Here is a 14,442-nt window from a genome sequence, read left to right on the forward strand (position 1 = left end):
ACGAGCGAGCGGGCCCGGCAGGCAACGTACGAGGAGTTTGTCCACGAGTACAATTGCCACCGAGCCCATACCGCTATCGGAGGGTTAACTCCCCAGCAACGCGTTCACAACGTCACAGGGCAGTACACCTAGATAGCGACGCTGCCGTCAACGGCCCTCGGGCCTGACGATCGACTCTGGTTCTTTCGGTCATAGACGGCACGATTTTGCGGGGCCCGTCCCACAGTAGGTCCGAAAGGCAAAAAGCTGTCAGTGATGCGCGACTGCTTTTCACAGCAGAGAGCCGAAGGCCACTGGAAGAAATCCCTGACGGTGGTAACAGGCGCAGATGCTGCTTTCATGCTGATAACCTGCATTTACACCGATACCTCCTGGACTGAAAGAATAAACAAAACCCTGCGAGGGCGGAGTGCCCCGGCAGGATTCGGCAGCTAAGGGCGGGAGGATAGAGCGCAGGGCACCGCACGGAGCGCCCTATTCCACCGGGAGCGGGGCGCGCACGTTCAACATGTCAGCGGTGACTGCTTCAATCGCCTCCGCCACCCGCTCGGTGATGCCGTCAGCGGCGGAATGGATGATGCGGGAGGACGCCACCGGCCCGCCGGCGAACTCGAAGACGCCGTGCTCGATGTTGGTGCGGATGGCCTCCCGGTAACCATGCGCATCATAGGTTTCCGGTGAGTTGCCCCCGAAGGCCACCAGGTGCACGTCACGGTCGGCCAGCGCGGTGGCGGATTCCCCGCCGAAGGCCCAACCGAAGGTCAGCACCCGGTCGAGCCACCCCTTCAGCAGTCCCGGCATGCCCCACCAGTACACCGGGTGCACCAGGACGATGGAATCAGCCCGTTCGACCCGCTTCTGTTCCCGCTGCACGTCAGCGGGTACGGGCCCAACCCCCTGCAGCAGCTCGAGGTCGGCCCTGGTGTGCCGGGGATCAAACCCCTCGGCCGAGAGATCCGCCAGTTCCACCGTGTTACCGGCGGAGCGGAGACGATCCGCGATGCGCTGAGCGCTCGTCGCGGTGAGGGACGTGGGATCGGGGTGGGCAAAGATGACAAGGGAGTGCATTCAGATTACTTTCCGGGTAGAGTGAGTTACTTCCAGGCAAGTTACTACTAGTAACCTACGATTAGTAAGTTATCACCTCACCCGGGAGTGTGCAATGAGCCAGAACGACTCGGCGCCGCGACAGCGCCTTCCCCGCGCCGAAAGACGCGCCCAGCTCCTCCAGGCGGCCCGCGAACTCATCCGCGAACAGGGCAGCGACGCCCTGACGCTCGCCGTCCTCGCAGAGCACGCCGGAGTCAGCAAGCCCGTCACGTACCAGCACTTCGGCACCAGATCCGCGGTTCTGGCGGAGCTGTACCGGGAATTCAAGGCGCGCACCCACACCGCACTGGACGTCTCCCTACGGTCAGCACCGGACAGCCTGCCGGAGGTCGCGCGGATCATCGCCGCCGCCTACATCGACTGCATCGACGAGGAGGAGACCGAGCTGCCCGGCATCGTCGGCGCCCTTTCCGGTTCCACGGAACTGGAGAAGGCCCGGGATGCGGCAGATACGGCTTTCAGCACCCGATGCCGCACCGCCCTTGAGCCGTTCACCCGGGACGGCAACCTTCCACCGGCGGCTCTACATGCGATCCTCGGCGCCGCCGACGCCATCGCCCGGGCCATTGTGCTGGAACAGATCACCCCGGCAGAGGGCAAAGTGGCCCTGGCGAAAACTGTGGCCGGAGTAGTCTAAAGACCACTCTGCCAGAGACACCCGGGACGGGCCCCACCACAGGAACCAACACGGCGTCGCGAAGCGGTGAGGGCAAAGCCAACCACAAGCACAGACGGCTTTCATAGGAAAATGAGCCAATAGAGCACGCCCTTCTTAAACAGTCCGACGGCCAGGGCTGTGACTTTCAGCTTCGTGTGGCGGCTTTCTCGCACTGTCGAATGGCGATTCCACGATGCCTGGATATGCAGCTTCTCCGCTCAGGCGTGGCTGGGCTGATGTCCAGGCGGTTTCCTGACGAGTCTGACCCTTGATTTCCTTCATCGATTTTTCTTGTCCTATACCTCTATATATAGGGCCTTAACGAGATGACTCTGGGAAACGGGGCATCTCTGCGTGGAAGGCACTCGGTTAGTGTCCCGAGAGTAGCTTTCGTCCGTCTTCGCGTAGCTCGCCGGTGGGGGAGACATGCCGGTAGAGCGTCTGACGGGTGACTTCGAGTTCCTTGCACAGTGCGGCGACGCTGGTTTCGGGGTGGCCCATTGACGCCATCGCCAGGCGCACCTTGGCCGGGGTCATCTTGTATGGCCGGCCACCCTTACGGCCACGGGCGCGGGCCGATTCCAAGCCGGCCTTGGTCCGCTCGGAAATCAGCTCGCGTTCGAACTCCGCCAGTGCCGCGAAGATCCCGAACACCAACTTGCCCTGAGCCGTGGTGGTGTCCACCGCAGCCCCTTGCCCCGTCAGCACTTTCAGGCCGATGCCTCGGGCGTTGAGGTCGTGGACGATATTGACCAGATGGCGGAGATTTCTGCCCAGTCGGTCGAGCTTCCACACCAGCAACGTGTCGCCGGGCCGAAGTGCTTTCAGGCACGACTCCAACTGCGGTCGGTCCTCTTTCTTCCCCGAGGCCCTGTCCTCGTAGAGATGGTCGGGATCCACGCCGACTTTTATCAACGCGTCACGTTGTAGGTCCGTGGTCTGGGATCCATCATTTTTCGAGACCCGCATATAGCCAATCAGAGCCATAGTTTCACCCCATTACTTCCGGAACCAGTTTTCAGCACTCTCGCAGAGGCAATCGGTCTCATAGTATTAACTCATCACATATACTATCGTTTACGTGACACTGCAGGACAATGTGCTCACATACTCAAAAACTGTCACTTAACCCGTTATTTTAACTAAGTCTCGTAGAGGGTGTAAAAAACAGTTAAGTGGCAATAATTTCAGGGGATAGCAAGCTCCTCCTAGTTGTTGTGCACAACTCACGCCCCCCTTCGCCAGGTGGCGCGAGACCGCCCAGAAACGACTCGGACCTACCCGGACGGCACAAGGGCGCGACCCCCACCACCCTCTGTACTTCCGAATACGTTCCGAATATGATGGGTTCATGCCCATCACAGCTGATCGCCCCAACCGCACACGGCGCTCCTCGGATCTGAGCAAGCACTCAGCCGAGGTCTTCTCCGAGGCCGAGGACCACCCCGTTACGGTGACACGCCGCGACGGCGAAGCACTGGTGCTGATGTCGCAGCGCGAGGCCGACGGACGCGCGCGTCTCCTCGAGTTCGCCGCCCAGCTGATCACCGTCGCCCTCGACGACCACGGAACGCTCGCCGGGCGCATGACGAAAGTTTTCCCCTGGATGCTCGCCCTGTCCCCGGCCGACCGTGAGTCCTGCGCCCACGACCTTGTAGACGCCGCACGCGCCTCATTCTCCACCGAACAACCGCACCTGGCGCTAGTCGAGCTGACCTCCTGGAAGGAAACGGCCACGGCCCTCGCCGCCGGACTGGGCAGTACCGACCTCGAGTGGCTCGAGAACAACGAGACCGTAGAGCGCCCCTAGTCGTGGCAGCCGCCAAGAAGGACGAGCTAGTCCCCCGTCCCCCGTCCCCCGAAAAGGACCGAGTATGAAATCCGCTTCGCCACCACCAATGCCCGCAAGGGGTGGCGGGACCTCGTGGCGACGATCCGCAACCCGATGGCGGACACGTGGGACTTCCTAACGAGAACACCCCTATCCACGACCCCGACAAACTACCGACTGAAGGGCGAGCTCTCCACGATCCAGCGCGGCGGGGAAACTCATGAGCGCTGGCAGCACAAGCCCACAATAAAAGGCACCGCACGCATCTAGTTCTACGTAGACGGACGCACGGTGTTTCTCGAACAGGTGCACACGAGTCACCCAAACGAGACGAAGTAGCATGCGTTGCCACGGGGTCCTTCTTCGGTCGAATTCCCGTAGCGCACAGTATCTCGTGCCATTGATGTTGCGACCTGTTGTGCGAAGTGGGCTGTTATCTGGGCCGCCCCCCTTCATGTCGACGCAGGACACTAAGGGTCGGTACAACAGCACCGCATGATCGGAGTTCGCTCATTCTGATGAACCGCCGCTGTACGATCGAGAACGGGGCAGCGACATTAGCACAGCGCCGCCCTGCAAATAGGGATGGTCAATGAAGATTAATCTGGAACATTTGCTCGAGTTCGCCAAGCCCAACGAGGTGACGTGGGCTACTGGGCGGCTTACGACACGTACCTATGTGAGTCGAAGTTTCGACATGACATACGGCCAGGACGCCGGTCAAAGAGCTCGATATATCCACAAGGTATTCGACGAAGCTCCCACAGATGATAACGATGACTGGGATTGGACGAAACACGTGGTGTACAAGACCCCTGGTGGCCGCAAGCAAATCGAACTTAACGTTGCACGTTCAGCCGGTGCAGTACGCAAAATCCGGATCCAGAAAGTGCCCACATCCGGGGATCTAACCAAGTTGGAACCGGTACTTGAACTGGATCGCGACCAATCCACTAGGTTGATCGACCTGATTAAGGCCCTTGACTCGATTCCGATTGAGGGGGACAGTACGACTTATGTAGATGATCAGGTACTCTGCGATTTCTTCTCTGACCCAGGCGCAATGGGCCGAGCCTACGCTCAGGAACCAGAACGGTTCCGTGCTCTTATTCAAAGTGATGCCGACGCGCGTGACGTCATCGCCTTGCAGCATCGTCGAGATGTGGTGAAGAAGATGCGAACATGGCTTGAGGATGACGCTGCATTCGATGTAGAGAAAGACCAGGCAGGTGGCCCTGAGCATGCCTGGCAGCAACTGTTGGAAGAGAACCCGTGGATCCTCGGGATCGGCCTTAGCGGACAACTAGTGACTTCCTGGGACAAGGACAAGCTGGAGAAAGTTGTCGTCGGCAGGGACATTCAGACGGTTGGCAAGCGAGTTGATGCGCTGCTCCGAACGAATGGGATCGTGCGATCTCTGGCTTTTGCAGAGATCAAACATCACCGTACGGAGCTCCTAGCCGAAGAGTATCGCTCTGGTGTCTGGCGTCCCTCCAATGATCTGACCGGAGCGGTAACGCAGACTCAGCAAACAGTACGCATGGCGGTTCGTGACCTGGGGGATTATATCGAGGAACGGGCTGAAGACGGCTCCCGGACGGGCAATGGAACTTTCATCGTGCGGCCTCGTTCTTTCCTCATCGTCGGGTCGTTGGACCAACTACTAGGCAAGAAAGGCGGTCCAATCGATGACAAAGTACATAGCTTCGAGCTGTTTCGACGCAACCTCCATGAACCTGAAATCCTAACGTTTGACGAGCTCGTTGCCCGCGCCGAGTGGCACGTCAAACTCGCCGAGAAACAGACAGCCCGCGACGATGACGAAGCGCTCCGGGACGACGAAAGCCTCTAATGCCAGAGAAGGTCTAAAGGGGTTAGTAACTATTCGAAAGCAGGCGTAATAAGACTGAGGCGTCTTTTCGCTGACCATGGTCCCATTACCCGCGCGCATCACGGATCCTGCGGCCTTTTAATATCTGCGGGGGTAGACCGCTGAGTCGGGACCGCTATGCGCGCCGCTTGTTCACTTCGAAAACCTGCTTCTTCGTATTCTTCTTGAAAGTACTAACGATCTCCGCTTTCTGCAGACGAGTTAGGACAGTCTCAACACCAGCGGATATATCAACCCTTGGGCGATCCGTCCCAGGCGTCGTCAGCTGACTATAAGGTCGCCCAAGCGCATTCAGCGCACTCTTCAACAGTTCGAGATCGATAGTGGTGGCGTGAGCACCGAGCAGCTTAAGGATCGGTCGAGCACTTCCCGGGCCCCCCTTGGTCGCCATCGTGAGGATCGCACCTGCAGTCGGCACGCGTCCTTGAGCGGAGGCCCACTTGGCCAGGGCAGTCGCTCCTTTTGGATCAAGCTCTGGGGCGAACGTCTCTAGCTCAGTGAGTAGGACGTCCTTGACGGCATCAGGCACAGATTCCGAAGCGATCCTAAACAGTTCGTCTGTGCTCAGTGGAAGCTCGGTCATGTAGGTCGGGAAGTTCTTGGAGACCAAAATCAGGTTCTTCTTAACTGACCACTCGTCCTGCTCCAAAGTTACGTAGGCATCGGCATCATCCGGAACCAATCCCCTCTGAACAAGGTCAGGAACGGTGCTGTGAGCCTCCTTCTGAAGACTCGCCGCAGCGATGGACTCCGGCTCTAGATCCAGCCCGTCAACGAGCTGGAGAGCAGCATCATCACCTAGTGCGACGGCGTTCAGAAGGTTCAACGCCAGCGGTCCGAGCGGTGCCGGGTCGTCCGTGTCTACCGTGATGGCCCCAGCCGTTTTGAGCCAGTTCGCCAGGCCTGAGTCGATGCCGTGTTGATCGATGTAGGACGCGACATTGCGTGCACTCAGGGCGAAACGATGCGTGCTGGCAAGGGTCGGCCAAAGCAGTTCCTCAATCAGATCGAGATCGCTCAGCATACAATCGGCACTCGCTCCGCGCGCGACTTCTTCTAGGGCGTCTACATCTGCTTCGGCAACGTCCGAGAGCACTTCCGCGAACTGATCAGGATCAGCAACCGTGTATACATCCGTGGTCTGGCTAAGTGCATCGAGATAGTCGCGCAGGTGGGTAAGAACATAGGCATAAACATCTGCCTCCCGTGCCTCCTTTATGCTGTTCAGAGAGAGATCGGCTGGGGCCCCCATGATTGCCACCAGGTTCGTCAGTGTGATCGGGTAGATGCGCCGCTTCGTGAGTTCAGTTCGCAGCGGCTCATCAATCACACTCAGATCGTCGACCTGAATACCCATCTGCAGAAGAGTTTCCGCGAGCGCGACTGCCCGCTCAGGACCCTGCGGTTCTCTCACCATTGGGAGATCAGGGATGGCGGTAGCGAGTGCTCTCCGCTGCTCTGCGTTCGTCACATAAGTCAGCTCTGGGCGCACACCCCTTATCGCGGCATCAAGTAAATCTTGAGCAGGGTCCTCCAGATCCTCTCCGATAAGGTAGTCAAAGATACCTTCCCATGCACCGCTTAGGCGCTGGACCAGTGCGGGAGCGAACTGACCAGATATCAGGTAAGCATCGAGAAATTTGTGGTTGTCGGCGGTGCCAGTGACGAGGCGACGGATCGGTTCATTGAGCTTGTCAGGGTCCTTCGAGAGGAGATAGTCGAAGATTTCAATGTTGTAGACGCTTTGCCCGCCAAGCAAACGCGGTTCCTCCGCTTCGAGCACTGCCTTGATGTCATCGGTGTCTACTTCTTCGCCGGTGCCGAAGTGGTATTCGATATCCATTACGTCTGGCTGCACGGCCTTGATGATGAAGTTCATCGCGGCAGCGCTAATCGCTTGGCCTGGGAACTGGGTGATGTAGAGCGTGAAGTTCTCATCAATGAGCCCCGACTGCAACAGTTCCAGAACAAGGTCCGCGTCGTTAAACAGCTTGCCTGCTACATCAGCGATCGAACGGTCTTCACCGTTGTACGAGAAGACTCTGTCAGACGCTCTAAGCGCATCGCTCATGGAAGCATGTGGGATGGACCTCTGAGTAGCTACTGCCTCGGCGATTTCGCTGTTGACTTCTGCCTTCGCGTCATCTGTCCAGTCATCCGGCGACAGTGAGCGGCCCATCAATACCTGAATCTTCTCGAATGAGATGACATCGGGCGAATAGCTCGTGCGGTAGTGGACTTGCATATCGCCGCGGTCGTGGAGGTAAGTTCGCCAGAAATCTGGTTCTGTAAGCGCGTCCCAGTTGTGCGTCGTTCCCCCCGCGTAGACCTTTGGCGTCCTTGTGTTGGCGTGAGCGAGGTACCGGGCCATCAGTACCTCCTGCAGCCTGGTCCCGAGGGCAGCGGCACGTGGTTCGATCGCGTCGATTTTCCGCAACCAGGCTCTCGCTTTGCGCTCGGCAGTTCGAGCAGCGGCAGCCTGCTGAACGACCCACTCCCGGTATGCGCGATAGAGCGTGTCTAAGCAGCTCGTACCATTGCGAATTTTCTCGTAGTCAGCGAGGTAGAGGTTCTTGTAAACGATGGAAGAGAACAGTCGATCGGCAGTCAGTTCCTTAAGCCCAGCATCGGTCAAGATGCGATACCGGAACACCTCGTACTCGTTGCAGATGTTCTTGATAAGTCGCATATCCGTGAGATGAGCACCCACGATATTCACGACCGCATTGCTAGGCCGCTGCTCCGGCACGATTGCGTCGAGCTCCTGCCGGATCAGATCCCGAGACGTGCGGTGGGAGATAAACGGCACCATCGGGACGACCAGGTCGAAAAACTTGGTGCGGTTTGTCGACATCAGTCGTCGCGTCTCGCCCTGGTCGGGGGAGGCAGTGTCCTCGTTCTCTTTGACTTTCGTATCGGTGTTGTCGATGTTGACATTCTTGTCAGTAATATCGGGGCCGAGCTGCTCGAAGATGCTGTCCCTGATCGCATACACAAACCGGATCGGCTTTGCCTCGAGCTGTTCCGCGTTATTAAGTAGCATATTGAGCTCGCGAAGAGTCTCGAAGATATAGGGGTCTTTGAATCGATCGAGATCCTCAAAGATCACCACCGCGGTCTTAGACATCTGGAAAAAGTAGACGATCTCATCGAGATACTCGTCGAAGTAGGACGAGGACGACTCAGAGAGCGTTATCTTGGTCGGCCCGGCAGCCAATTCGGTAATGCGGATGCGTTGCTGTGCTAGGCGCTGAATCCCTAACGTGGCCCGCACAGTGAGGAGGAAGACGACCAGCAAGCTCAGCCACTGGATCGCTCCCGACGAGCTGTCCCATAGATGGTTATCGACCCAGCTCCACGCTTCGGACGGTAAAGCGTCCCTAACTTTATCTGGCACTCTTGCCAGCAGCGCCAAGCCGGTGACCGCCACTCCAACCCCAGCAGCAGTTCTCAAAGCTGGGCCGTCATGAAATTTGTCGAGTCGGCTGTAGCGAGAGGCTGGCATGTCCGACGGTTTTCGACGATACAACAGCTGTTTGACGATTTCTTTTTGAATTAGGTTTGTCTTATCAAGTGCCTTGTCACCGTCTTTCCGGATACGGCCGTCACCAATACCAAGACTCGGAAGCGACAGGTTTATAACCTTGACACCACGCTCTTCTAACTCCTGTTGCGTCTTCAGGAGCACGCTACTCTTACCACTGCCGTAGTGGCCGGTGAGAGCAATATTGCGCGATGCATCCGGGCCAGACTGGGTGAGCTCAGCCTTCAGGATTTCGACATAGTCCTTGTGCTGGTCAAAGACATAGGACGGACTCAAAGAGCGAAGCTTCAGACCGCCGTCGAGCGTATTTTCACGGCTATTGCAAGCGTTCGTGGCAGGGTCCGAAAAAAAGGACCATGTCTTTGACAACATTTGTTGAGGTCTGTCGGGCACTATTGAGCATCCTTATTCTGAGGCGCGGAATCAAGGTGATGCGCCTGTCGTGTAGCTATCATAGTTCTCTCTGATTCCGCAGGTCTGCTTCGGTTTCCCGCATTGAAACGACCAGTACACAGTAAACAGACCCCTGAACCTCACCTGGCTCGCCGCGCTGCACAGTTGGATGCCAAGCTTCATTACTCTTGCGCAGCAACGGACCACGGCCCCGGCGAAGCGGAAGGGTCTTCGAACCTATTTTCTCTGCTCCCGCTACCGATAAGAAGACTAACGAGACACAGAGCGCTTGAGGCTACGCTTGGTATTTTTTCGTTACTACTGGCTGCGCCTTGGTTTTCAGATCTTCCCAGGAGTCAGCGGTTTTGACGTCAGATTCGTAGGCGATGAGGTAGCCCCAGGAGGTGTCCTCGAACTCCGGTGCACTAATGAGTTCATTGACCAGATCCACAGCAGCCTCGCGTTTCTTCTGAACAATGGCGTCATCTTGGCCCTTGTCGGACTTGCCCTCGATGATCCAGTAGGTGCCGGACTGATCCTGAGCCACGAAATCTGGGAAGTAGTTATCCCGGGTGGAATAGGCGATAGAGGCCCCCTCGTGCCGGTAGAGGCGCTTCCACCAGACGATCTCCTCAGAGTAGTTCAGCTTCATCGCCAGCAGATACTCCCCACTCCAGGAGTCAAAGGACGCGGCGGGAAACAGTCCCTTGTCCCAGGGACCATAGAACTTGCGCAGCTGGAACTTCTCCCGCTGCTCCTCCCCCACCAGGTCCAGGACATCCTGACCGATGGGCAGGGTGAAGAACTGGTCAATGGGCAATTCAACAGGAGTAATCGTGGTCTCGGTCTGAGTGTTGCGGGCATGCTGAGTGACCTTGTCCTTGATCAACCGCTCGAGTTCTGCGACCGCGGAGTCCTTGGCCTTTTCCGTCCATTCCCCCACCGGCGCATGGTCCATGAACGCCGGGATGATGCGTTTGCGCAGCTGGGCGATGTTCTCCTTGTGCTGGGTGATCTGGCGCAGCCCAGCAACCTGCCGGGTCAACTGCTTGGCCACCTCATCCTTATCGACCAAGGCGCTGGCGACGGTGGCGTCCTCGACCCGCTGGGTGGTGATCTCGTGGCCGCCCTCGGAGACGACGATCTTCTTGCGGTGCAATACCTCACCGGAGTCGGTGACCCGCTTGGCGGCCTTCTCGATCTCCTCGTCCCGGACCTGCTTGAGATGGAACGGCGTGATCGTCTCCACCATGGTCGACGATGGGAACAGGAACGTCGTGCCGGCATACCGGGGGTTGATCTCGACCGTGACCGGGAAGATCGGCTCGTCTTCCTCGATGGCCTCCTCATCATCCAGCTGCTGAGTATGTACCGTCGCTCCCCGGTGCTCCGCACCGGCGGTGCCGGTACCAGTAGCATGAGAGGCGGAACCGGCGCCAGCGAGTTCGACTGCTGCGGGCGCCTCGGTCGGCACCTGCGGGGGAACATCCGGGCTGGCCTGTGGCTGGGTATCCTGCTGGGCCGGTGCCGGAGGCTGCTGGAGGATGTCCTCGCCCGTGACCTCGCCGTCGACGGCACCGTCCAGGCCGAAGGTCTGGAGAATGTCCTCGTCGTTGAGCAGCTCCTCAAACGAGGTGTGCGCCAGGATATCTAGCTGGTCGATCCGCGGATAACCGGTGCGCTGACCGAACGGCAGGCGCAGTCCCCGGCCCATGGTCTGCTGGGTGAGCACCTCCGAAGCCATGGCCCGCAGGGTGCACATCACCGCAATGCGCTTGGTGTCCCAACCCTCCTTGAGCTTGTCGACCGAGACCACGACTCGCACTGGCGAGTTAGGGTTGTCGAGATCGTCCAACAGCTTGCGGGTGCGCTCATCATCGTGCTGATTGTCCACCTGGAGCACGGCCTGGTGGTCTCCGCAGTATCCGGGGCCGCGCAGCAGGGTGGCGGTCTCGGTCGCGTGCTCCACATTCGAGCCCACCACGAACAAGGCCGGTGCGATCTTCTTCGCCTCTGGGTGATCCGCGAGGTAAGCCTGGTAGGCGGTTTCCTTGTTGCGCAGCAGGGACAGCGCATCCCGCAGCTGGCGCTCCTCAGCCTGCTCACCCTTGTAGCCGGACTTGCGGTAGACCAGCACCGGGGTCTTGACGTACCCGTCGGAAATCGCCTTATACAGCGGGTAGCGGTAAATGACCGTGTCCCCCTTGGAGGCCGAGGCTGTCAGCCCAATTGTTGCTGCCGGGGTGAGGTCCCGAAGTGCCTGATTAAACGCCTTAGCCGAGGAACCGTAGAGGTGGGACTCATCGGCAATGACGATCAGATCATCGAGCTCGGTGAGGTACTCGTACAGGGAGCCGGCGTCCTCCTGGAACTTGCGGATCTTCGTGCGTTGGCCCTCAAGCGTGCCGGTCGAGGAGGTATCCGTCTTTTTCGGGGCGACCAGCTGCTGGACGTTGAAGACGAACACCATCGAGGGATCGGTCTCATCCTCGGAAAACAAGGTCGCTTGTTTGACCCGCCAGGCGTCATAAGACTGGGGGCTGACCACATCCGGGGCGACCTGGAAGCCATCGACATAGCGGCGGGAGCCGTGCTGGAAGTTCTGGACGGTTTTGTCCTGGACCACCAGCGACGGGGTGACGACCATGATGTTGTGCATCCCCTGTCGGCGGAAGTACTCCACGGCCGCGGCCATCAGGTAGGTTTTGCCGGCCCCGGTGGCCATGTTCATCACCAACGGCTCCAGCGGGTCGAACTCACCGGTCAGGTGGAAGATCAACTGCCGTAGGCCCTCCTTGTTGGGGGCACGGAGGTCAAATTCCTTGGCGATCTGGTCGATCATGCCCTGGTCCAGGGAAATGGGAAGGCTCGCCATGGTTACTGCTCCTCGCTGACTGAGTAGGTGAAAATCTCACTGGGGACATGCACAGCCCGGCAACCCCGGCCTAGGGTGCGCAGATACTGGCGCACCCCGTCATCGATCTCGGTCGCGGCAATAGTCAGCCCGTCCTCGTCCTCGAGGTGAGCGATAAGGTCATCGACCTTGGCCCGATCTAGCCGGCCTTCCACGACGACCAGGCGCATGGCTCCGCGTACCCCGTGGAAGTAGCGGTGCTGCGGGGTGAGCCGGAAGTTCAGGTTCGCCGCCACCGACTCCACCAGGGTCTGCCCGGTGGCTGCCTCGGTGAGCGTCACCAGGTCGAGCTCCGGGTCATAGTCAAAGCACGACGGTGACAGATGAGCCACCGTGAAGGAGCCGCCGCCACGCCAGTTGACGGTGTCCTTCGACTTGCTGGTTTTCACCAGAGCCTTGAGTTCCCGAATGTCCTTCGACTTCTTCAGATTGTCATTTTCAGAAATTGCCTTGTTAAGCAGCGAGGTCAGCTTCTGAGCCTCCTCGGCGCTGATACCTTCTGGGAGGCCTTCTGCGGTGGCATCGACGCGCTCGCCCTTGGTCAAGGTGATCCCGCCCGGGTCCTCTCCGCGCACAACCTTAGTAAGCCGCGGCAGAGTAAATCGCTCCATCGTGCTTTCAAGAAGCTCGCACGTTACCCAGCGTCGGCCCATTTTGTGTGCCACAGCAGCAGTAGTGCCGCTGCCGGCGAACACATCCACCACCAGGTCTCCGGGATCAGTGGCAAGCTTAAGGATATAAGCGATTAACTTTTCGGCTTTCGGCGTATCGAAAAGATCGGGCGTCGGAATTCCGGGGAAAAGTTGTTTCAGATGGTTCTTCGATTGCCTACTGCTACCTGTCTTCTTAATTGAGAACCATGCGTCACTAGGCGGCAAACCATCCTGCTCATACAAGTAGGTCTTGCGCTTCAGTGAAGTCTCATCTGCGTTGAAGTAAATCTCCCCTGTTTCCATCTTCTGCAACATCGTCTTTAGTTCCCAGCGCCATCCATTCGTAGGTGGCTGGATTACATTCCCCGAAGGAGTCGCGATCTCGTATTTTAGGGCCGGGCGATCCTTTGGGTTCTGCACATTATGGCCATCGAACCAGGGCCCCCGAGGGTCATTGTCGGGGTTCTTAAAATGTGATTGACGTTCTGTATCTGGAAGGAAATTGGGCCTCCATCCTGAATCCTTTGAATAAACGATGATTGCATTTTTATCGCGAGAAAATACTTTGGCGTTATTGCTAGATGAGTCCGACGCTAACCAAGAAACATCAGCCACAAAATTTCCAGCACCAAACACTTCATCCATAAGTAGACGCATCCGGTGGTTTTCAACGTCGTCCAGGTGAACCCAGATGGACCCCTCGTCGGAGAGCAGTCGGCGGAGGTGGATGAGGCGGTCTCGCATCATCGTCAACCAGATGGAGTGCTCGAGGTTGTCCTCGTAGTTGGCGAACGTCTGTGCGGTATTGAACGGCGGATCGATGTAGATGCATTTGACCTGGCCGACGTATTTTTCCGCCAGCTCAGGAACGCGAGTGAGTGCTTCGAGGACGTCTCCGGACTCCCCGAGAATGAGGAGATTGTCCTCGGTGGGGTCCAGATCAGCACGCTCCGAGTAGGTGATCCCGTCTTCTTTCGGGGACTGTGTGCCACAGACGACGTCGTCGATGATGAGGGTGTGAGTTTCGCAGTAGCGAGGATCTTTCGGATCGACCCAGGTGTACCCGTACTTGCCTTCCTCGGTCGGAATCAGTGCCTGGTCTTTGTTGAACCAGGTCAGCTCCAGCTTCTGCGGCCGACGGCCCATACAGTCCTCCGTTTTTACCCACTCAGTAACACCAGTCAGCCTATCGGTTGACCTGGCCACCACTTCTGAGCGGATCGAACGTTTGCCCTCAGACGGGAGGATTTAACTAGATGATTGATTCCGGGGGTTTAGTGGTCGTACGCGATCAGTGACCGCAGCACCGGCTGGCCGGTGACGTGGTTATGCCAGATCACCGCGGTCAACGCCAACAACCGCCGCACAATCCGACTGATCACCCCGGAAAGGGTCCGGCCACCGTGGCGCTCCAGGCCCAACTGGCCTTTCAACGTGTCAAACACCGA

Annotated in this window: 8 protein-coding genes and 1 pseudogene; 3 read left to right on the top strand and 6 right to left on the bottom strand. The window is 58.3% G+C overall.

The features are described 5' to 3' along the window. Window positions 1-474: 474 nt before the first annotated feature. On the bottom strand, window positions 475-1,068 hold the full coding sequence (locus tag ACQCVD_RS15075) for an NAD(P)H-dependent oxidoreductase (protein ID WP_426824603.1): 594 nt from the start codon (window positions 1,066-1,068) through the stop codon (window positions 475-477). 94 nt (window positions 1,069-1,162) lie between these two features. Between ACQCVD_RS15075 and ACQCVD_RS15080 the strand changes: the two genes are divergently transcribed. Further along, window positions 1,163-1,747 carry a TetR/AcrR family transcriptional regulator gene (locus ACQCVD_RS15080; protein WP_426824604.1) on the top strand — a complete coding sequence of 195 codons (585 nt, stop codon included), beginning with the start codon at window positions 1,163-1,165 and terminating at the stop codon, window positions 1,745-1,747. Between the two features lie 390 nt (window positions 1,748-2,137). Here ACQCVD_RS15080 and ACQCVD_RS15085 read toward each other — a convergent pair whose 3' ends face one another. After that, complete coding sequence (locus ACQCVD_RS15085) at window positions 2,138-2,755, bottom strand: recombinase family protein (protein ID WP_426824605.1); 618 nt, start codon at window positions 2,753-2,755, stop codon at window positions 2,138-2,140. Window positions 2,756-3,119: 364 nt separating this feature from the next. Between ACQCVD_RS15085 and ACQCVD_RS15090 the strand changes: the two genes are divergently transcribed. Together ACQCVD_RS15090 and ACQCVD_RS15095 are read left to right on the top strand one after the other, a co-directional pair. Then, window positions 3,120-3,578, top strand: a complete 459-nt coding sequence (locus ACQCVD_RS15090) for a prevent-host-death protein (RefSeq protein ID WP_426824606.1) — start codon at window positions 3,120-3,122, stop codon at window positions 3,576-3,578. A 613-nt stretch (window positions 3,579-4,191) separates the two neighbouring features. Then, entirely contained in the window at window positions 4,192-5,451 is a 1,260-nt protein-coding gene (locus ACQCVD_RS15095; RefSeq protein ID WP_426824607.1) for a Shedu immune nuclease family protein, read from the top strand. A 154-nt stretch (window positions 5,452-5,605) separates the two neighbouring features. Here ACQCVD_RS15095 and ACQCVD_RS15100 read toward each other — a convergent pair whose 3' ends face one another. The 4 genes and pseudogenes from ACQCVD_RS15100 to ACQCVD_RS15115 form a co-directional block, all read right to left on the bottom strand. Next, on the bottom strand, window positions 5,606-9,427 hold the full coding sequence (locus ACQCVD_RS15100) for a hypothetical protein (RefSeq protein WP_426824608.1): 3,822 nt from the start codon (window positions 9,425-9,427) through the stop codon (window positions 5,606-5,608). A gap of 295 nt (window positions 9,428-9,722) precedes the next feature. Next, the gene (locus ACQCVD_RS15105; RefSeq protein ID WP_426824609.1) at window positions 9,723-12,302 is read right to left on the bottom strand and encodes a DEAD/DEAH box helicase; all 2,580 of its coding nucleotides are present in this window, start codon (window positions 12,300-12,302) and stop codon (window positions 9,723-9,725) included. Window positions 12,303-12,304: 2 nt separating this feature from the next. Further along, window positions 12,305-14,140 (bottom strand): site-specific DNA-methyltransferase, encoded by a 1,836-nt coding sequence (locus ACQCVD_RS15110; RefSeq protein WP_426824610.1) that lies wholly within the window; start codon window positions 14,138-14,140, stop codon window positions 12,305-12,307. Between the two features lie 128 nt (window positions 14,141-14,268). Then, window positions 14,269-14,442 (bottom strand): annotated as a pseudogene (locus ACQCVD_RS15115) (IS982 family transposase); the annotation flags it as partial.

It is taken from the genome of Corynebacterium halotolerans (assembly GCF_050107895.1).
Taxonomy (GTDB): domain Bacteria; phylum Actinomycetota; class Actinomycetes; order Mycobacteriales; family Mycobacteriaceae; genus Corynebacterium; species Corynebacterium halotolerans_B.

Coding starts and splice junctions, on each gene's coding strand:
- ACQCVD_RS15080 (WP_426824604.1), top strand. CDS start 1,163: ATGAGCCAGAACGACTCGGCGCCGCGACAGCGCCTTCCCCGCGCCGAA.
- ACQCVD_RS15085 (WP_426824605.1), bottom strand. CDS start 2,755: ATGGCTCTGATTGGCTATATGCGGGTCTCGAAAAATGATGGATCCCAG.
- ACQCVD_RS15110 (WP_426824610.1), bottom strand. CDS start 14,140: ATGGGCCGTCGGCCGCAGAAGCTGGAGCTGACCTGGTTCAACAAAGAC.
- ACQCVD_RS15090 (WP_426824606.1), top strand. CDS start 3,120: ATGCCCATCACAGCTGATCGCCCCAACCGCACACGGCGCTCCTCGGAT.
- ACQCVD_RS15095 (WP_426824607.1), top strand. CDS start 4,192: ATGAAGATTAATCTGGAACATTTGCTCGAGTTCGCCAAGCCCAACGAG.
- ACQCVD_RS15075 (WP_426824603.1), bottom strand. CDS start 1,068: ATGCACTCCCTTGTCATCTTTGCCCACCCCGATCCCACGTCCCTCACC.
- ACQCVD_RS15105 (WP_426824609.1), bottom strand. CDS start 12,302: ATGGCGAGCCTTCCCATTTCCCTGGACCAGGGCATGATCGACCAGATC.